Source organism: Salinisphaera sp. T31B1, from assembly GCF_040361275.1.
Classification (GTDB): Bacteria; Pseudomonadota; Gammaproteobacteria; order Nevskiales; family Salinisphaeraceae; genus Salinisphaera.
The window spans coordinates 89,412-107,461 of record NZ_APNH01000004.1 but is presented as its reverse complement, the minus strand read 5'-3'; the positions used below and the strand labels follow the sequence as shown (position 1 = coordinate 107,461).

At 63.8% G+C, this 18,050-nt stretch carries 17 protein-coding genes; 12 read left to right on the top strand and 5 right to left on the bottom strand.

The annotated features are described in order from the left end of the window. Positions 1–2 precede the first annotated feature (2 nt). The gene (locus T31B1_RS15230) at positions 3–506 is read right to left on the bottom strand and encodes an ureidoglycolate lyase (RefSeq protein ID WP_353250383.1); all 504 of its coding nucleotides are present in this window, start codon (positions 504–506) and stop codon (positions 3–5) included. 228 nt (positions 507–734) lie between these two features. Between T31B1_RS15230 and uraD the strand changes: the two genes are divergently transcribed. After that, positions 735–1,262: a 2-oxo-4-hydroxy-4-carboxy-5-ureidoimidazoline decarboxylase gene (gene uraD, locus T31B1_RS15225; protein WP_353250382.1), complete on the top strand. Its 528-nt coding sequence runs from the start codon at positions 735–737 to the stop codon at positions 1,260–1,262. 82 nt (positions 1,263–1,344) lie between these two features. Here the strand turns inward: uraD and puuE are convergent, their stop codons facing one another. The 3 genes from puuE to T31B1_RS15210 all read right to left on the bottom strand — a co-directional run bounded on the left by puuE (position 1,345) and on the right by T31B1_RS15210 (position 4,070). After that, positions 1,345–2,280, bottom strand: coding sequence for an allantoinase PuuE (gene puuE, locus T31B1_RS15220; protein ID WP_353250381.1), 936 nt, complete (start codon positions 2,278–2,280; stop codon positions 1,345–1,347). A 75-nt stretch (positions 2,281–2,355) separates the two neighbouring features. Further along, positions 2,356–3,102, bottom strand: a complete 747-nt coding sequence (locus T31B1_RS15215) for a GntR family transcriptional regulator (RefSeq protein ID WP_353250380.1) — start codon at positions 3,100–3,102, stop codon at positions 2,356–2,358. 125 nt (positions 3,103–3,227) lie between these two features. After that, the gene (locus tag T31B1_RS15210) at positions 3,228–4,070 is read right to left on the bottom strand and encodes an IclR family transcriptional regulator (protein WP_353250379.1); all 843 of its coding nucleotides are present in this window, start codon (positions 4,068–4,070) and stop codon (positions 3,228–3,230) included. A gap of 210 nt (positions 4,071–4,280) precedes the next feature. Between T31B1_RS15210 and bhcA the strand changes: the two genes are divergently transcribed. The 7 genes from bhcA to T31B1_RS15175 all read left to right on the top strand — a co-directional run bounded on the left by bhcA (position 4,281) and on the right by T31B1_RS15175 (position 12,600). Then, entirely contained in the window at positions 4,281–5,471 is a 1,191-nt protein-coding gene (bhcA, locus tag T31B1_RS15205; protein WP_353250378.1) for an L-aspartate--glyoxylate aminotransferase BhcA, read from the top strand. 32 nt (positions 5,472–5,503) lie between these two features. After that, positions 5,504–6,460: a beta-hydroxyaspartate dehydratase BhcB gene (gene bhcB, locus T31B1_RS15200; protein WP_353250377.1), complete on the top strand. Its 957-nt coding sequence runs from the start codon at positions 5,504–5,506 to the stop codon at positions 6,458–6,460. 82 nt (positions 6,461–6,542) lie between these two features. Further along, positions 6,543–7,661, top strand: coding sequence for a DSD1 family PLP-dependent enzyme (locus T31B1_RS15195; protein ID WP_353250376.1), 1,119 nt, complete (start codon positions 6,543–6,545; stop codon positions 7,659–7,661). 130 nt (positions 7,662–7,791) lie between these two features. Next, positions 7,792–8,763, top strand: coding sequence for an iminosuccinate reductase BhcD (bhcD, locus tag T31B1_RS15190; protein WP_353250375.1), 972 nt, complete (start codon positions 7,792–7,794; stop codon positions 8,761–8,763). A 1-nt stretch (position 8,764) separates the two neighbouring features. Continuing rightward, positions 8,765–10,183 (top strand): OprD family outer membrane porin, encoded by a 1,419-nt coding sequence (locus T31B1_RS15185; RefSeq protein WP_353250374.1) that lies wholly within the window; start codon positions 8,765–8,767, stop codon positions 10,181–10,183. Positions 10,184–10,400: 217 nt separating this feature from the next. Further along, the gene (locus T31B1_RS15180; RefSeq protein WP_353250373.1) at positions 10,401–11,660 is read left to right on the top strand and encodes a urate hydroxylase PuuD; all 1,260 of its coding nucleotides are present in this window, start codon (positions 10,401–10,403) and stop codon (positions 11,658–11,660) included. Positions 11,661–11,775: 115 nt separating this feature from the next. Continuing rightward, positions 11,776–12,600 (top strand): bifunctional allantoicase/(S)-ureidoglycine aminohydrolase, encoded by an 825-nt coding sequence (locus tag T31B1_RS15175; RefSeq protein WP_353250372.1) that lies wholly within the window; start codon positions 11,776–11,778, stop codon positions 12,598–12,600. Positions 12,601–12,622: 22 nt separating this feature from the next. Here T31B1_RS15175 and T31B1_RS15170 read toward each other — a convergent pair whose 3' ends face one another. Then, positions 12,623–12,796 (bottom strand): hypothetical protein, encoded by a 174-nt coding sequence (locus T31B1_RS15170; RefSeq protein WP_353250371.1) that lies wholly within the window; start codon positions 12,794–12,796, stop codon positions 12,623–12,625. Positions 12,797–12,932: 136 nt separating this feature from the next. Here T31B1_RS15170 and T31B1_RS15165 point away from each other — a divergent pair, with 136 nt between their 5' ends. The 4 genes from T31B1_RS15165 to T31B1_RS15150 all read left to right on the top strand — a co-directional run bounded on the left by T31B1_RS15165 (position 12,933) and on the right by T31B1_RS15150 (position 17,239). Beyond that, the gene (locus T31B1_RS15165) at positions 12,933–13,865 is read left to right on the top strand and encodes a LysR family transcriptional regulator (protein ID WP_353250370.1); all 933 of its coding nucleotides are present in this window, start codon (positions 12,933–12,935) and stop codon (positions 13,863–13,865) included. 56 nt (positions 13,866–13,921) lie between these two features. Continuing rightward, positions 13,922–14,311 carry a rhodanese-like domain-containing protein gene (locus T31B1_RS15160; protein ID WP_353250369.1) on the top strand — a complete coding sequence of 130 codons (390 nt, stop codon included), beginning with the start codon at positions 13,922–13,924 and terminating at the stop codon, positions 14,309–14,311. Then, positions 14,308–15,318: a zinc-binding alcohol dehydrogenase family protein gene (locus T31B1_RS15155; RefSeq protein ID WP_353250368.1), complete on the top strand. Its 1,011-nt coding sequence runs from the start codon at positions 14,308–14,310 to the stop codon at positions 15,316–15,318. Before T31B1_RS15160 ends, T31B1_RS15155 begins: the two co-directional genes overlap by 4 nt. Positions 15,319–15,466: 148 nt before the next feature. After that, positions 15,467–17,239 (top strand): SLC13 family permease, encoded by a 1,773-nt coding sequence (locus T31B1_RS15150; RefSeq protein WP_353250367.1) that lies wholly within the window; start codon positions 15,467–15,469, stop codon positions 17,237–17,239. The last annotated feature ends 811 nt before the right edge of the window (positions 17,240–18,050 follow it).

Below are 18,050 nucleotides of genomic sequence, written 5' to 3'. Positions count from 1 at the left end.
GGCTAGAGCCGCACCTCGACTTCGCCGCCCGGGATCGAGCGCTCGTCGCAGTTATGGCCCGGCCCACCCCGGTCGATGACGATGAAGTCGCTCGCTGCGTCCAGGGCGATCATCGGGTGGTGCCAGACACCCTTGCGATAGTTCACGCCCTGCCGGCCGTTGCTGACAAACGCCTCCAGTCGCTCCCGCCCGGGCAGCTCGCCGCTCGGACCGACCACCACCAGGAAGCGGTGTCCGTTCAGCGGCATGAATATCTGACTGCCCAGCGGATGACGCTCGAGTAGTCGCAGGCCAACCGGCGCCGTATCGGCACGCGAGTGCACCCAACTGATGCTCACCCGGCCATTCTGATCGGCTACATCGATATCCGCGATATCGCGGAATCGCTCGGCCCATCCCTGGTTCATCGCTTCGGATGAATGACCTTGTGTTTCCAGCACATCCCCGTAGGGGGCGAACGCGGCCGCCGTCAGCGGACGGGCCTGCAGTATCAATGGATCGGCCATTGCGGTGGGTCTCCTCCGATAGACACAGCGGCCGCATGAGAACGTTGAATGTCTCATAACGGCTCTTATATTGAATACAATTCGTATCGTGTTTATACCGGACAGTCAATCGAATATTAGATACAATCGTGTCAAGTTCACGTATCGAACGGATCCCGCTGTCTGTATTCGAAGCAAAAATCGGATACAAAGCGCCCGCTCGACGAGTCACACAGGGAGCCCGAACCGATGTCCGACACACCTGCCCTGCCGGGCCACGCGCTTGGCAACATGAACGAAGACCGGTTCGTAGAGGCCTTCGGCGGCGTCTACGAACACTCGCCGTGGGTGGCCCGCGGCGTATGGCAACGACACACGCGCAACCAGATCGCAAGCGCAGACGCGCTGGCCGAAGCCATGCGCACCGAAGTCGAGACAGCGGATGCGGCCACACAGATGGCCCTTATCCGCGCGCATCCTGACCTCGGCGGCAAACTCGCCCTGGCCGGTGGGCTCACCGCCGAATCCGCCCGCGAACAGGCCGGCGCAGGGCTTGCCGGCTGCAGCCCCGAAGAATACGAGCGGCTACAGGCGCTCAATAGCGCCTATACCGAGAAATTCGGTTTTCCATTCATCGTTGCCGTCAAAGGCCTCCAGCGGGAGGACATTCTGGCCGCCATGAGCGCACGCCTGGATAACGACCCCGCTGTCGAACAGCGCCGGGCGCTCGACGAGATCCACAAGATCGCGCGTTTCCGCCTGAACGAGATGTTCTAGGAGGCACCGGCTCGGCGACGCCCGGCATTTGCCTCGAGGGCGCACCGTGGCCGCGCACGTAGCGGCCACGGTGTGACGGCCCTCAGTGAGACGCGTCGTGAGGATGGACCTCGCGCCAGTGACGTGCGATATCGATACGCCGGCAGACCCATACCTGGTCATGCGAGCCGACGTAGTCCATGAACCGGGCCAGCGCTGCGGCGCGGCCCGGGTGGCCGGCCACCCGGCAGTGCAAGCCGACCGACAACATCTTGGGCGCCGTTTCGCCTTCGGCATAGAGCACGTCGAAGGCGTCCTTCAGATAACTGTAGAACTGATCGCCCGAGTTGAATCCCTGGGGCGCGACGAACCGCATGTCGTTCACGTCCAGCGTATAGGGCACGATCAGCTGCGGCTGGCCTGCCACACGCTCCCAGTACGGCAGATCGTCGGCATAAGAGTCCGCGTCGTATAGGAAGCCGCCGTGTTCGGCGACCAGTCGCCGCGTGTTCGGCCCGCAGCGCCCGGTATACCAGCCCAGCGGGCGCTGGCCGGTCATTCGTTCGATCGCTTCGACGGCCAGGCGGATGTGTTCGCGCTCGGTCGATTCGTCGACATACTGGTAGTCGATCCAGCGCCAACCGTGCGAGGCGATCTCGAAGCCCGCATCGACCATGGCGCGCGCGGCTTCCGGGTTGCGCTCCAGCGCCATACCGACCGCGAACACGGTAGCCGGCATGTTGCGCTCGGCGAACAGACGATAAAGCCGCCAGAACCCGGCCCGGCTGCCGTATTCGTACAGCCATTCCATACTCATGTGGCGTACGCCTTCCCGGGCGTCGGTGCCCACCATCTCCGACAGAAAGCTCTCGGACGCGGGATCACCGTGGAGCACGTTGTTCTCGGACCCCTCTTCGTAGTTGATCACGAACTGCACCGCGATCCGAGCGCCGTTCGGCCAGCGGGCGTGGGGCGGATTCGCCCCGTAGCCGACCATGTCGCGAGGGTAATCGTCGTCGTTCGAGTGCGCTCGGCTCATTCCTGCTTGTTCCTTTTCGTCGTTGTATCCTCGGCCGGGCGGACATAAGCCCGGTCGATCGCGGCCAGCCGCGCGTCAGTCGGCCGGGTCGTCGCCGGCGGCAAAGATGTCGCGCAGATCGATCTCGCGATCGCGACGCTCCAGGCCCAGGCGCTCCTCGCACTCGGTCAGGTGGTCGACCATGGTCTTCACACCGAGCGCGATATCGTCGCCGGTCATCGCCTCGAGCAGCACCTCGTGTTCGTCATAGGTACACACAGTGCGCTGCATCGGCTCGTACAGGCCGATGATCAACGAGGTCCGACCGATCAATTCCTTGAGAAACGCCTTGAGCACCTGGTTGCCGGCGATCTCCGCGATCTCCAGATGGAAGGCGCCGGAGTAGCGGATCCAGTGTCGTCGCGAACGCTCCTGATGGGCAGCGTGGTCTTTATGAACGAGCCGGGCCAGACGTTCGCGGCTATCGGGCGTCATGCGTTTCATGGCGGCTTCGACACTCGCCGCCTCGATGATCCGCCGGGCCTGGAACACGTCCCGTGCCTCCTCGACGCTCGGGCTGGCAACCATCGCGCCGCGATTGGGACGAATATCCACCAGTTTCTCACTGGCCAGACGAAACAGAGCCTTGCGTACGACCGTACGGCTGACGGCGAAGATGTCGCCGAGATTGTCTTCCGGCAGTTTCGTGCCGGACGGCAGCCGCTGCTCGAAGATCGCGTTGGCAATGGCCCGGTAGATATCCTGATCGGACCGGCGGGCGCCGTCCGGCGCGGCCACATCGGGCTCCAGCAACGGATTGTCGGACTTGAGGGATTGATTCATCAGCGGTGCATCCTGTTCAGGCCGGGCCGGCTACGAAGGCTGAAGACTACGGCGTGATTCAATTTGTATCAATAATTGCTGTGTTTTGTATACGTTTGATCGACCGATCGGCAGCCAGCGGCCGATCATGGCCGCTCGCGGGTCGGCGACGGTCGCCGGCCGCCGATACGGCGCGTGACCTCCTCGGCGCCTGCAACCACTTCTACGGCCTTGTGCGCCAGATGATCGACAGGCAGGCGATCGATCGGTGCCGATATCGACAGGCCGGCGATCGGTTCGGCGTATTCATTGAATATGGGGGCGGCGATACATCGCATGCCGACATAGCGTTCTTGATCGTCGACGGCCCAACCGCGTGCGCGCACGCGATCAAGTTCGAGCGCCAACTCAGCCGCATCGGTATAAGTGTGGTCGGTGAAAGCCGGCGGAGGCACCCGCGTCAGTTCGGCGCGCAGTGCGTCGTCCATATAGGCCAACAGCACTTTACCGATGCCCGATGCCTGAGGATCGCCGCGCGTACCGGTTGGAATGAACGCCCGGATCGGTGCGCTGGTCTCGATCTGCGCCACATAGACCAGCTCGCCGGTCTCGATCACGGCCATGTTGGCCGTCTCCCCGGTCTGCTCCGACAGGCGACGCATCACCGCGCGTCCGGCCGCCAGGTAATGCGTATGGCGCGCATAGCGCTGGCCCACCCGGAATGCCTCGACCCCGATCGACCAGGTCTGAGTATGAGTATCGAAGGCAACCAATTCGTGGTGGCGCAGCGTCTCCAGCATCCGGTAGGCCGTCGAACAGGCCATGTCCGCGGTGGCCGCCAGTGCGGTCAACGTCTGATGTTCGTAGCGCGCGACCACCGACAACATGTGAAGCCCTCGATCGAGCACCTGTACCGGCGGCGCACCGGCACGGGCGGCGCCCGTGCTCCGAGGACGACCCCGACCGCGTCCGGCTCGGGTGGTGATCACGAGCCTCGCGAGGGGCTGTCGAGTCCGACCTGAGGCGTTGAACCGAGCAGAAAATTTTTCATCGGCGATCGGTAATCCATCACGGGCCATCTCCTTCCCTTTCAAAACAACGTCTTATTGTTTTTCACCTCTCTTTGTACCGTTTATTTGATCATATTGAATCCAATTTGGGTAGCGTTTAGTCTTGACTCCAACGATAGGAGGAGAGACATGGCGACACAGAATCCCGTTTTCATTCCCGGGCCGACCAACATGCCCGACCGTATCCGTCGGGCCATGGATGTACAGACGGTAGACCACCGGGCGTCCGATTTCGCCGATCAGTTCGTGCCGTTGCTGGACGATCTCAAACGTGTGTTCAAGACCACGGTCGGCGAAGTGCTGCTGTTTCCGTCCACAGGCACTGGCGGCTGGGAAGCCGCCGTCACCAACACCCTGTCGCCGGGCGATGAAGTCCTGGCAGCGCGATACGGCATGTTCTCCCAGCGCTGGATCAAGCTGTGTCGCGATCAGGGTCTGTACGTGCATGCGGTGGAAAGCGAATGGGGCGACGGCGTACCGGCCGACGAGTACGAACGTATCCTCAAGGCCGATACCCAGCATCGAATCAAGGCGGTACTGGCCTGCCACAACGAAACCGCAACCGGTGTGACCAGCGATATCGCATCGGTACGGCGGGCGCTCGACAATGCGCAGCATCCGGCCATGCTGTTCGTCGACGGCGTGAGTTCCATCGCATCGATGGACTTCCGCATGGACGACTGGGGCGTGGACATCGCGGTCACCGGTTCACAGAAAGGCTTCATGCTAGGCGCCGGGCTGGCGATCCTCGCGATCAGCCCTAAGGCCATCGCGGCCTGTGCCAACGCTCGGTGCCCGCGCGCCTATTTCGATCTGCAGGCCATGCGCGAAGCCAACCGCAAGGGCAGCTTCCCCTATACCCCGCCGCTGGGCCTGATCCGCGGGCTGCGCGAGAGCGTGACCATGCTAGAGGAAGAAGGCCTGACCAGGGTGTTCGCGCGTCATCACCGCATCGCCGAAGGTGTCCGCCGTGCGGTGGCCGCCTGGTCGCTGCCACTGGTCGCACGCCGCCCCGAACTCTATTCGGACACGGTCACGGCGGTGCGCGTTCCCGAGGGCTTCGACGCCACCGAGCTGGTCAACCACGCCTACGAGCACTACGGGGTCTCCTATGGCATCGGGCTTGGCGATATCGCCGGCAAGGCGTTTCGCATCGGTCATCTCGGCGACATGACCGATGTCATGGCACTGGCGGGAATCGCGACCATAGAAATGGCCATGGCCAACCTCGACTACCCCATCGAACTGGGTCGTGGCGTGGCGGCTGCTCAGGCTTACTACAGCGCGACCCGCAACCGCTGGAAGCAGAGGGTCGCGTGATGACAGGACAAGCCGAACAACCGGAACAAGACATGACGATTCCGACCTATGACGACGTGTGTGCCGCCCACGAACGCATCGCACCTTGGATTCACCGCACGCCGGTGCTGACCAGCCGCACCTTCGACGACCTGAGCGGCGCCACGCTGCTGTTCAAGTGCGAGAACTTCCAGAAAGCCGGCGCGTTCAAGGTACGGGGCGCGACCAACGCCGTGTTCAGCCTCACCGATGACCAGGCCCGACGCGGTGTGGCCACGCATTCGAGTGGCAACCATGCCCTGTCGCTGTCGCGCGCGGCCCAGTGCCGCGGCATCCCGTGCACCGTGGTCATGCCGCATACCGCACCCCAAGCCAAGATGGACGCCGTGCGCGGCTACGGCGGGCAGATCGTGACCTGCGAGCCGAGTCTGGAGGCCCGCGAGCGCACGCTGGAATCGATCACTCAGAAATCCGGCGCGCACTTCGTCCATCCGTACAACGATCCGCGGGTAATCGCCGGTCAGGGCACCTGTGCCCGCGAGCTACTCGAGCAGGCCGGGCCTCTGGACGCGCTGGTCGCGCCCATCGGCGGCGGCGGCATGATCAGCGGCAGTTCGCTGACCTGTGCGAACGTCTCTCCGGCGACGCGTATCTACGCCGCAGAGCCCGAACAGGCCGACGATGCCTACCGCTCGTTCAAGGCGGGCCACATCATCGAAGACGACGCGCCCGACACGATCGCAGACGGCCTGCGTGTCTCGTTACGCCCGCTGACGTGGCATTTCGTATCCCGCCACGTCACCGACGTGCTGCTGGCCAGCGAACGCGAGATCGTCGATGCCATGCGCCTGGTCTGGCAGCGCATGAAGATCGTGATCGAGCCGTCCTGCGCGGTGACGCTGGCGACCATTCTCAAAAACCGCCCGATCTTCGAAAACCGGCGCGTCGGCGTGATTCTGACCGGCGGCAACGTCGATCTGAGCAAACTGCCCTGGATGAGCGTTGGTTGAGGGCGTCGCCGGGTCGTCCCACGCGGCTTGCTCGGCTGTTCCACCCATTGCAATGACAAACAACACAATTCGAGGAGAGACCATGGTCCTGAATATTCCGGCCCAGATCGGCACGCGTATCGAGGATATCGACACGCCCTGTCTGCTGATCGATCTGGACGCCTACGAGCGCAACATTCGCCGTATGGCCGATTTCATCGATGCGCACGGGCTGCGCCATCGCGCGCATGCCAAGACCCACAAATCCGCGGATATCTCGCTCGACCAGATGGCCGCAGGCGCGGTGGGCGTGTGCTGTCAGAAAACCAGCGAGGCCGAAGCGCTGGTGCACGGCGGCGTGCGTGACGTGCTCGTCTCCAACGAAGTGATCAACCCCAATATGATCGAACGTCTGGCCGCCATGGCCACACAGGCCCGGGTCATGGTGTGCGTTGATGATATCGACAATATCGACGATCTGTCGGCGGCCGCGGCACGTTACAACGTCGAACTCGGCGTACTGGTCGAGATCGACGTCGGCGCCGGACGGTGTGGCGTCGCCCCGGGCGAGGCCGCCGTCCCCCTGGCGAAAAAGATCCACGCCGCGCCGAATCTGGTGTTCAAGGGCCTTCAGGCCTATCAGGGCAAAGCCCAGCACGTGCACGACTACGACGAGCGCAAGGCCAGGATCGACGAGGCCGTGGCGGCCACCCGCCGCACCGTCGAACAGATAGCGCAGGCCGGTCTGAGTTGCGAACTGGTGGCCGGTGCCGGCACCGGCACCTACGCCTTCGAGGGCAAGAGCGGCGTCTACAACGAGCTGCAGTGCGGCTCGTACGTGTTCATGGACGCCGATTATCAGCGGATCGCCATGGCTGACGGGCAGCCCATCGACGACTTCGAGAACAGCCTGTTCATCTACACGACCGTGATGAGCAAGACCAAGGCCGACAAGGCGATCTGCGATGCGGGCCTCAAGGCACAGAGCGTGGACTCGGGCGTGGCCGTGGTCTACGGCCGCGACGATATCGAGTATGTCGGCGCCTCGGACGAACACGGCGTGATCGCCGACCCGGACAACGTACTCGCCCTGGGCGAAAAGCTCAGGCTGGTACCGGGCCACTGCGACCCGACCGTGAATATCTACGACTGGTACATCGGCGTGCGCAACGGCGTGGTCGAACGCATTCTGCCCGTCACCGCCCGTGGCATGTGCCTGTAGCAACCGCGATGACGCGGCCGCCGGCCGCGATCGAACCCGGCGCTGATGCGCAACGACCCTATCCATCGACACGCCTGAACCGCTCCGCTCACCGGGCGGCCGCTGCGCGTCGAACCGACACGAGAACCCCATGCTTATAGTGACCGAAACGATGGCGAAATCGCTGATCGGCATGCCCGAAGCATTCGATGCCGTCGAAAACGTATTCTCAGCCATGGCCCGCGGCGAAGCGCGCAACTTCCCCGTGGTCCGGGAGGCGCTCGGCCATGCCGACGCCTTGTACGGCTTCAAGTCCGGCTTCGACGCCAGCGCGCCGGCGCTCGGCCTGAAGGCCGGCGGCTACTGGCCGGGCAACTCGGACAAGGGCCTGACCAACCATCAATCGACGGTCATGCTGGTCGATGCCGATACCGGCCAGCCAACCGCCCTGGTGGCCGGCAATTATCTGACCGCGGCCCGAACCGCGGCGGCCTCGTCGGTGTCCATCCAACATCTCGCCCGCCCGGACGCGCGCGTGCTGGGCATGCTCGGGGCGGGCTTTCAGTCGATGTTCCAGATGCGTGCAGCGCTTCGCCAGCGCGACTTCGAGCGCGTCATCGGCTGGAACCTGCACCCCGAAATGCTTGCCAATCTGGAACGCACCGCCGCCGAGGAAGGCGTGCCCTTCAAAGCGGTGAGCCTGGACCGGCTGGGAGCCGAAGCCGACGTCATCATCACCATCACCTCGAGCTTCGAGGCGATGCTCAAGGCCGAACACGTCAGCCCCGGCACCCACATCGCCTGCATGGGCACCGATACCGTCGGCAAGCAGGAAGTCGACCCGCGGCTGGTCGCCGCGGCACGCCTGTTCGCCGATGAGCCGGCTCAGGCGGTACAACTGGGCGAATGTCAGCATGCCGCTCGTGCCGGGCTGATCGCCGAACACGAGATCACACCGATCGGCGCGGTGATCAACGGCGACGCCATCGGCCGTCGCGACGCGGACGAAATCACCCTGTTCGACGGCACCGGCGTCGGCCTTCAGGACCTGGCCGTGGCCTGCCGGGCCGTCGAGCTCGCCGGTGAACGTGGCATGGCCCGGCATGTCGATCTGGAGAGCTGACATGGACCGGCGCGATCCGAACCGAACCCGACTGCGCGCGGCCGTGCTTTTGGCCGGGCTGGCGGCCGCAACCGCGGCATGGGCCGCACCGACCGCCCGCGCATCCGCCAAACACAACGGCGACGCCGCCGCCGCGCTACCCGACGATGCCGACGCACAGGACAACGACACGGCCGCCGACGCACAGCGCGCCGATGGCGAGGCCTCGACCCTTCGGCAGATGTTTGCGCTGGGCGAGGTCGACGGCAATCTGCGCACGCTCTATTACGCCAATCACAACGCGTTCTTTCTGGATTCGGTGGCCGGCGATCACGATCGTCATACGGCATCGATCGGCGGCAAGCTGGGATTCACCACGGCCGAGCTCCACGGCATCTCGATACGGCTGAGCACTTACGCGCAGCGCAACTTCGCCCGCTCGAGCGATTCCAATGATCTCGACGAAACCGGCTACAACCGGGATCTGGGCCGCGATATCGCCACCCTCGGCGAGGCCTACCTGCAGTATGACGATCACGAGCTGCGTCTGCGCGCGGGCAATCAGGCGCTCTCCGACGTGCCTTTCACTGCGACCTATGACTATCGCATCATTCCCCAGCTCTACCAGGGAGTATCCGCTCGATACGGAGGCCCGGACCGCTACCTGAGTGCGATGCGGATCTATCGCTACAAGTCGCGTATCGCCGATTCCTACGACCGGACCACCAACTACAACGCCGACGCCTTCGAAGCCGCCCCGCCCAACACCCGCAGCGAAACCGACGGTTTCTGGGCGGTAGGCGGCGCCGACAAGGCCACGTTCGGCGCGAGCCAACTCAGCGGCAAGGCCTGGTTCGTCAACTATCTCGACTACGCCGACATGACATATGTCGAGGGCAAGATCGCAGATGGCAACGGCACGATTCGGCCGTTTTTCGGCGCCCAGTTCATTCGCGAGACCGACGATGGCCGTGCATTGCTCGGACGCATCGATCACCACACCTATGGCGCCCAGCTCGGTATCGAGCGCCGTTCGCTGACCGCGACGCTCAATTACGACTATATCCCTCGCGAGCGCGACAGCGTGCTGAACGGCGCGCTGGTCACGCCCTACGCCCACAACGAAGCATCCGGGCCACTGTTCGCCCAACCGTATCTGACCAGCACTCAGGATCTGGGGGCCGGCAACGCCTATGCCGCGGCGATCAAGGGCGCGCCCAGCGAACACACGCTGCTGGGTGCGCGCTACTCGTATATGGATCTCATCCCCGAGTCCGGCGGTGAATCCATAGGCCAGTCCGAGTATCTGGTCTATGCGATTTATAACCTGTCCGGCGCGTTCGAGGGGCTGAGCGTATCCGATTTTTTCGCCTACCAGACACAGAAGACGCAGGATCGCGATTTCTGGGAAAACCGGCTGGCGATCGAGTACGCCTTCTGACCATGTGCAGCGATTGACCTCTGGACAGCGGCGTCATACCGACCCAGACCGACTACCGCAGTCTTTTGATACCTATTTCAGCTCGTTTTGTATACATATTGATATTCGAGTTGTATTCTAAATTCGAACGGACGGGACAATAAGACGTCGGGCATGCCGTATGCGGACACGCCCGCGAACAGCGCGCCCGAGTGACGAACCCGTAGAGGTGAAGTGGATGCAGGCTTATCTGATCGAATTCGGCAACATGCTGCTGCGCTGGCTGCACGTCATTGCAGCCATCGCCTGGATTGGCGAATCGTTTTATTTCGTCATGCTCGACAACGGCTTGAAGAAGCCCGCCGATGCCGAGGACGAACGCCGCGGCGTGGCCGGCGAAATGTGGGCCGTGCATGGCGGCGGCTTCTATCACAACCAGAAATACGCCACCGCTCCGGACAAGCTGCCCGACGATCTGCACTGGTCGTACCTGAAAGCCTATACGACCTGGCTATCCGGTTTTGCTCTGTTCGTGCTGCTGTATCTGACCCAGCCCGAGATCTACCTGGTCAACAACAACAGTCCCTGGTCATGGGCGGCCCAGATGACCGGCTGGCAGGCCAATATCGCCGCGCTGGCGTTTCTGGGCCTGGGCTGGTTCGTCTATAACGAGCTGTGCAAACGCATCAGCCCCACCATGGAACGCGACGGCGTGCTGGGCATCGCGGTCGCGCTGATGATGGTGGTGGTCGCGTATCTGGCCACGCATATCTTCGCCGGGCGTGCAGCGTTTCTGCTGGCCGGCGCGGTGATGGCCACGGCCATGGCGGCGAATGTGTACTACTGGATCATCCCCGGTCAGCGACGCATGGTTGCGGCGATGACCAGCGGCCAGATACCCGATCCGCTGGACGGCAAGCGGGGCAAGCAGCGCTCGGTGCACAACACCTATTTCACGCTGCCGGTGGTTCTGTTGATGCTCAGCAACCACTACGCGTTCATGTATACCGACGCATATGCCTGGGTCGTGATCGTGCTGTTCATCGTCGCCGGCGCACTGATCCGACAGTTCTTCGTATCCATGCATGCCGGCCAGATCCGACCGGTATTCCCGATCGCCGGCGTGGCGTTCATCCTCGCAGCCTTCTGGCTCACGGCGCCGGCCTTCGGCCCCCAAACCGACGACACGTCGGCAAGCGATGCGCCGGTGGCCGGCGCCGGCCACGACCGGTCGCAGGCATCGAGGACGCCCTTTGCCCGCGTCCACCAGATCATCGACACGCGCTGTGTGGAATGCCATGCACAGAACCCGAGCAGCGACAGCTTTGCCGCGCCTCCGGCCGGCATCATGCTGGACAACGAACAGCGCATCCGCGCTCACCGGGCCAAGATCAAGGAAGTCGTCGCCAGCCGATACATGCCGCTGGGCAACATTACCGGCATGACCGACGACGAACGCCAGGCGATCGCCGACTGGATCGACAAGACCGCGCCGTGAGCCTCGTCACGTCAGCAAGCCGGGCGATCGCCCGTCGTGCCTGCCGGCGTACACCCGACGCGCCGCGTAGGCGTGTATTCGATCGAGGATCGCCATCTGCCACCATGGAGAAGCCGTGAGCCAACCCAGCTACTACGCACCCCCGGGCGGCCTGCCGCCGCAGACCCAGAAGCTGACCGACCGAGCGGTTTTCACACCCGCCTACGCGGTACTGCCACGCGGGGTAATGCAGGATATCGTCACCAGCGCGCTGCCTTTCTGGCATGCGACCCGGCTGTGGGTGCTGGCACGCCCGATGACCGGCTTTGCCGAGACGTTTTCGCAATACCTCATGGAAGTTGCCCCCGGCGGCGGCAGCGAACGCCCGGAACTCGATCCGGCCGCCGAGGGCGTGCTGTTCGTGGTCGACGGCGAGTTGTCACTGACGATGGACGACACGGTCCACGTACTCGGCCCGGGCGGGTATGCCTATCTCGCCCCCGGCAGCACCTGGCAGGCGCATAATCACGGCGACGTACCGGTGCGTTTTCACTGGATCCGCAAGGCATACGCCTTTGTCGAGGGCCTCGATATACCGCCGAGCTTCGTGACCAACGAAAACGATATCGACCCCACACCCATGCCGGACTGCGACGGCGTATGGGCAACCACCCGCTTCGTCCCGCCGTCCGATCTGCGTCACGATATGCATGTGACGATTGTCACCCTGCAACCCGGCGCGGTGATTCCGTTTGCCGAAACCCATGTGATGGAACACGGGCTGTACGTGCTGCAGGGCAAGGCGGTCTACCATCTAAACCAGGATTGGGTGGAGGTCGAAGCCGGCGATTTCATGTGGCTGCGCGCCTTCTGCCCGCAAGCCTGCTATGCCGGCGGCCCGGGCCCGTTTAGGTATCTGCTGTACAAGGACGTCAATCGCCACATGCCGCTTCGGCCGTGATGCCGCCAAGCCGCCGTCGGCTTCAGATCGGAAACCGCAGATAGGACCGGAAACTCCCGTGGCGGGCGACGAAGCGCTGGAATTCGCGATCGGCAGTCCTGGCCTGCGATGTGTGGTCGTTGTCCTGCTGGGTGCTTTTCGGCTGTGAACGACGCTCGGTCGTGACTGCGTCGGCCAGACCCTGGGTAAAGAACATGGGCGATCTCCTGTTTCAATGAAGCCGCTGTCGTATCAACGGTGTATGTCCACAAGAGTAGGCGTTCAACCGAGGCTTATCATCCGTCATACGGTCCATACGCCTGTGACACACAGGCATCAATCGGCATACGAGCATGGACAAGGCGACTGAAATGACGATCTTCGTGCATGCGGTGGAAGCCGGAAGCTTCTCGGCTGCCGCACGCCTGCTCGATCTGACGCCATCGGCGGTGAGCAAACAGATACGGCGCCTGGAAGACCGCCTGCGCACGCGTCTGTTTCACCGTACGACACGCCGAATCCGCCTCACCGAAGCCGGGCAGAACTACTATCAGCGCTGCAGCCGGATCCTGCGCGATATCGACGAGGCCGAGGATACCGTCAGTTCCCTGACCGCCGACCCCTGGGGCACGCTGCGAATCGCGGCCACGGTCTCGTTCGGCCGTGTCGAGGTCTTGCCGCTGATCAACGATTTCATGGCCCGGTATCCACAGATCAACGTGACCTTCGAACTCACCGATCGCCATGTCGATCTCGTCAACGAGGGTATCGATGTCGCGATCCAGTGGCGTGAACAGATCGAGGACCCGAACATCGTCGCGCGTCGGTTGTGCGTGAATCGCCGCATCATCTGTGCCGCGCCGGCCTATCTGGAACGCCACGGGGTGCCCCACCGGCCGGAAGACCTGCTGAGCCACAACTGTCTGACGCTGTCCACGCTCGATCAGTTCAACGACTGGGCGTTCGAGGACGCCGAGGTCGGCCACCGCGTGCTGCGTGTCCACGGCAGTTTCCGCAGCAACACCGCCGACGGACTCCACGAAGCCGTACGCGCGGGCGTTGGGCTCGCGCGGCTGTCCAACTGGCTGGTTGCACCCGATATCCGGGCCCGGCGGCTAGTCCCGGTACTGGCCGAGTATCCACACGATTATTCGGCGTTCTACGTGCTCTACCCGCATCGACGCCATCTGTCGCGCAAGGTGCGGGCCTTCGTGGATTTTCTAATCGAGAAATTCACTCCGGTCCCGTACTGGGAACGCACCCAGGCCGCTGGGGGCGACGCCTGATCGCAGCGACCGACTCGTGTTATAAAAAAAGCCAAATCTTATCGCGAAGGATTTCCATGCCGATCAAGACCACCGCCGCGACACTCGTCGCACGAGCCAACGAACGCGTGACTACACTCTCGCCCGAAGAAGTCGCCCGACGCCGGGGCGAGCCGGGGGTGCTCGTCGTGGACCTTCGCGACGTGCGTGAGCGAAAACGCGAGGGCTATATACCGGGCGCCCTGCACGTGCCCCGCGGCATGCTCGAATTCTGGATCGACCCCGAAAGCCCTTACCACAAGCCGGAACTGGCCAACGCGGATTCGCTGATCCTGCATTGCAACAAGGGCTGGCGGTCGGCGCTCGCCGCGGCAACGCTCATGGACATGGGGCTGGAAGACGTGGCACATATGGATGGCGGCTTCGATCGCTGGCAACGCGAGGGATACGAGACGGCCGAACCATGAAGGCCGTCGGCCATCGACGGGTCGCCTCGATCGACGAGCCCGGATATCTCGAAGACATCGAGATCGAAAAACCCACCCCCGGAGCACACGATCTGCTCGTTCGGGTAAAGGCCGTGGCGGTCAACCCGATCGATCTGAAAGTCTATCGGCGGCCGCCCGTCGAAGGCCGGCCTTCCATACTCGGCTTCGACTGTGCGGGCGTGGTCGAAGCCGTTGGCGCGGACGTCGACCGATTCGCCATCGGTGAGGCCGTCTACTATGCCGGCTCGGTGACACGGCCGGGGTGTAATGCCCAGTGGCACTGCGTGGACGAACGTCTGGTCGGGCATAAGCCCGCGCAGCTGGCATTCAGCGATGCAGCCGCCATCGCGCTCACCGGCCTGACCGCTTACGAACTGCTGTTCGATCTGATGCGTATCGACGACCGCGACGCCGCCGGTCAGGGCGTGCTTGTCGTTGGCGGCTCGGGCGGCGTGGCATCGATGGCGATTCAGCTGATCGCGGCGCTGACCGAGCGCCCGATCGTGGCGACGGCCTCGCGCCCGGACAGCGCTGCCTGGGTGCGGCGTCTGGGGGCGCATTACGTGATCGATCATCACGCCGACTTCGCTGAGCAGCTCGATGCCGCCGGCGCGCCGCCCATCGGCCGGGTGATATCCATGCATACCAGCGAAACCACCTGGGCCCGTATCGGCCGCATCATCACCCCCTTCGGCCGGATCGGCTATATCGACGATCCGCACACCCTGGATATACGCGTACTCAAGCAGAAGAGTGTCGCGCTGTACGGCGAGGGCATGTTCAATCGCAGTGTGTTCTGCACGGCCGACATGCAGCGCCAACACGATATACTCGAGCGTATCGCTGAGCTGGTCGAGGCCGGCCAGCTGTCCAGTACCGCCGAACGCCATTTCGGGGCGCTCAGCGCAGAGAATCTGACCGCTGCGCATCGATATCTGGCCGCCGGCCACACGACCGGCAAGGCAGTCCTCGACGGCATCGCTTGAACCTTGCCCGTCTATCGTCGCCAGGCTGCGGCGACAGCGTTTATGATCGCGCAGTCTCAACCGCTGTCGATCGAGTGCCCATGACCCGCTGCCGTCATCCTGTCGCCCTGTCCCCTGTTGCCGCGATATCCGCGCGCGCGGTCGCACCATGAGCGCAGGCGCACTCATCACGCTGCTGGTACTGGCCGGCGCGCTCATCACCCTGGCCAGCACCCGCCTGGCCGCCGATCTGGTACTCATGGGGTCGCTGGTGGTCCTGTTGCTGGCCGGCGTCGTCTCGCCGACCGATGCGCTCGCCGGTTTTTCCAATCCGGGCGTGGTCACCATCGCCGCGCTTTACGTGGTGGTGGCCGGCCTGCGCGATACCGGCGCCACACAACTCATGGCCGGCGCCGTGTTGCGGCGGCCGCGTTCGACCCGACACGCCCAGGCACAGCTCATGCTGCCGACTACCGTCATGAGCGCGTTCTTGAACAACACACCGGTCATCGCGGCCTTGATTCCGGTCGTCTCCGATTGGTGTCGCAAGTATCGACTGCCGGTCTCGCAACTGATGATGCCGCTGAGCTTCGCTGCGATCCTGGGTGGCACCTGTACGCTCATCGGCACGAGTACGAACCTCGTCATCAACGGTTTGCTGGTCCAGCAGGGCATCGGCGGGCTCGGCATGTTCGATCTGGCCTGGGTGGGCCTGCCGGTCGCCATCGCCGGCATCGCACTCATCCTGTTGACCAGCCGCTGGCTACTGCCGGCGCGCGAAGCTGCGCTTACCGAGCTGGACAACCCCCGCGAATACAGTGTGGAGATGCTCGTGGCCGCCGATGGCCCCCTGCCCGGCCAGACCATCGAAGGCGCCGGGCTGCGTCAGTTGCCCGGCATGTATCTGGCCGAAATCGAACGCGACGGTCATATACTGCCGGCGGTCTCGCCGCGCGAGCCGCTGCAGGCCGATGACCGTCTCGTGTTCGTGGGCATCGTCGATTCGGTGGTGGATCTACAACGCATCCGCGGCCTGCTTCCGGCCACCGAGCAGATCTTCAAGCTCGACACGCCGCGACGCGCCCGCGTGCTCATCGAGGCGGTGGTCTCCCACAGCTGCCCGATGCTGGGGCGTACGATTCGGGCCGGCGGTTTCCGCAGCCAGTACAACGCGGTCGTGCTGGCGGTCGCCCGCGACGGTGAACGTATCAATCGCAAGATCGGTGACATCGTGCTCCAGCCGGGCGACACGCTGCTGCTCGAGGCACGGCCCTCGTTCGTCACCCAGCAACGCCATTCGCGGGATTTCTTCCTGGTCAGCCAGATCGAGGACTCGCAACCGCCTCAGCACAACAAGGCCTATGCCGCCCTGGGCGTGGTCGGGCTGCTGGTCACGAGTGTCGCGGTCGGCGTGATCGATATTCTGCAGGCGGCACTGGCCAGTGCCGCCGTCATGCTGCTGCTGGGGTGCTGCACGGCGGCCTCTGCCCGCAAGACGCTGGACTGGTCGTTGCTGGTGGCTATCGGCGCGGCCATCGGCCTGGGCGCGGCCGTTCAGCAGACCGGCCTGGCGAGCACGCTGGCCAGCTATATGGTCGGACTGGCCGGCTCGACACCGACCGCTGCACTGACAGCGCTGTTCTTCGCGACCGTGCTCATCAGCGCGGTCGTCACCAATAACGCCGCCGCGGTGATCATGTTCCCCATCGCCGCATCGCTGGCACAGACGTTCGATGCCGCCGCCATGCCGTTCGCGGTTGTCGTGATCTTTGGCGCCTCGGCCAGTTTTCTAACGCCGATCGGTTACCAGACCAACCTGATGGTGTACGGGCCGGGTGGCTACCGGTTCACCGATTTCATGCGTCTCGGCCTGCCGCTGACGCTCCTGGTCGGCTTGCTCGTAGTCTGGCTGGTGCCCTGGGTCTGGCCGCTGGGACACTAGCCAGCGGGCCGGCAAGCGCCGGACTCGTCCGGACGAAATCCGGCCCGCCCGACGGACGGCTGTCCGCGACAGCGACCTGTCGGTTGTCGCGGTTATGCACACCTTGGCTGTACAAGGATGTGGACAACCTCAGGACAATGGCCCGGATCGCCTGTCGGACAAGGCTTGGGACGGGCCTGGTCAGATACGCACCAGTCGGGCTGCGGGTCGCACGTGTAGCGCTGCGTCGAGCCCCCGGCGCAACGTCGGCGGCCGGCTTGACCAGACATCGCACCGACCACCCGGCCCCTGAAGTGCGACACCCTACGCTGCCTAAAAGCCGCGCGCGCCACCGACGGGGTGAGTGGCGTATCGCATGTCGTCAGGTCAACCCCGGTTGCATCGACGGCGGTTTTGCGCTGCGTCCTGGACGTCCGAATTTCTGCACACAGGCCTTGAGTAACCCTGTGTATAACCACGTTTACAGAGCGGCCGGGCGTTGTATCCGAGCGGCTTACAAGCGTAGTGGTCAGTTAGTGTTCAATGCGCGCCTGCCGACCCCCAGGTTGCGCAAATCGTCCCCTCAACCGTGGGGCGGCCCAGAATTTTCAGAGCTTCTTTGCGCAAAGGCCGGCGAGCCTGCGAGTATCGAGTCAATCTTTTCAGCAACTTGCACGGTCCGCGTGGATAGACGCCATCGAACTCGCGACACGACGAAATCGGCGGACGCGTCACACGCAGGCACGAGCGCCGCCCCTCGGATAGTGATGGGGCCGCGGTCTGTTTGCCGCACTGGACTATGCACAGCAACACGGTATAAGTCTGTGGATAA

Coding starts and splice junctions, on each gene's coding strand:
- T31B1_RS15160 (WP_353250369.1), top strand. CDS start 13,922: ATGCCGATCAAGACCACCGCCGCGACACTCGTCGCACGAGCCAACGAA.
- T31B1_RS15185 (WP_353250374.1), top strand. CDS start 8,765: ATGGACCGGCGCGATCCGAACCGAACCCGACTGCGCGCGGCCGTGCTT.
- T31B1_RS15165 (WP_353250370.1), top strand. CDS start 12,933: ATGGACAAGGCGACTGAAATGACGATCTTCGTGCATGCGGTGGAAGCC.
- puuE (WP_353250381.1), bottom strand. CDS start 2,280: ATGAGCCGAGCGCACTCGAACGACGACGATTACCCTCGCGACATGGTC.
- bhcD (WP_353250375.1), top strand. CDS start 7,792: ATGCTTATAGTGACCGAAACGATGGCGAAATCGCTGATCGGCATGCCC.
- T31B1_RS15195 (WP_353250376.1), top strand. CDS start 6,543: ATGGTCCTGAATATTCCGGCCCAGATCGGCACGCGTATCGAGGATATC.
- bhcB (WP_353250377.1), top strand. CDS start 5,504: ATGACGATTCCGACCTATGACGACGTGTGTGCCGCCCACGAACGCATC.
- T31B1_RS15150 (WP_353250367.1), top strand. CDS start 15,467: ATGAGCGCAGGCGCACTCATCACGCTGCTGGTACTGGCCGGCGCGCTC.
- T31B1_RS15170 (WP_353250371.1), bottom strand. CDS start 12,796: ATGTTCTTTACCCAGGGTCTGGCCGACGCAGTCACGACCGAGCGTCGT.
- bhcA (WP_353250378.1), top strand. CDS start 4,281: ATGGCGACACAGAATCCCGTTTTCATTCCCGGGCCGACCAACATGCCC.
- T31B1_RS15180 (WP_353250373.1), top strand. CDS start 10,401: ATGCAGGCTTATCTGATCGAATTCGGCAACATGCTGCTGCGCTGGCTG.
- T31B1_RS15215 (WP_353250380.1), bottom strand. CDS start 3,102: ATGAATCAATCCCTCAAGTCCGACAATCCGTTGCTGGAGCCCGATGTG.
- T31B1_RS15155 (WP_353250368.1), top strand. CDS start 14,308: ATGAAGGCCGTCGGCCATCGACGGGTCGCCTCGATCGACGAGCCCGGA.
- T31B1_RS15230 (WP_353250383.1), bottom strand. CDS start 506: ATGGCCGATCCATTGATACTGCAGGCCCGTCCGCTGACGGCGGCCGCG.
- uraD (WP_353250382.1), top strand. CDS start 735: ATGTCCGACACACCTGCCCTGCCGGGCCACGCGCTTGGCAACATGAAC.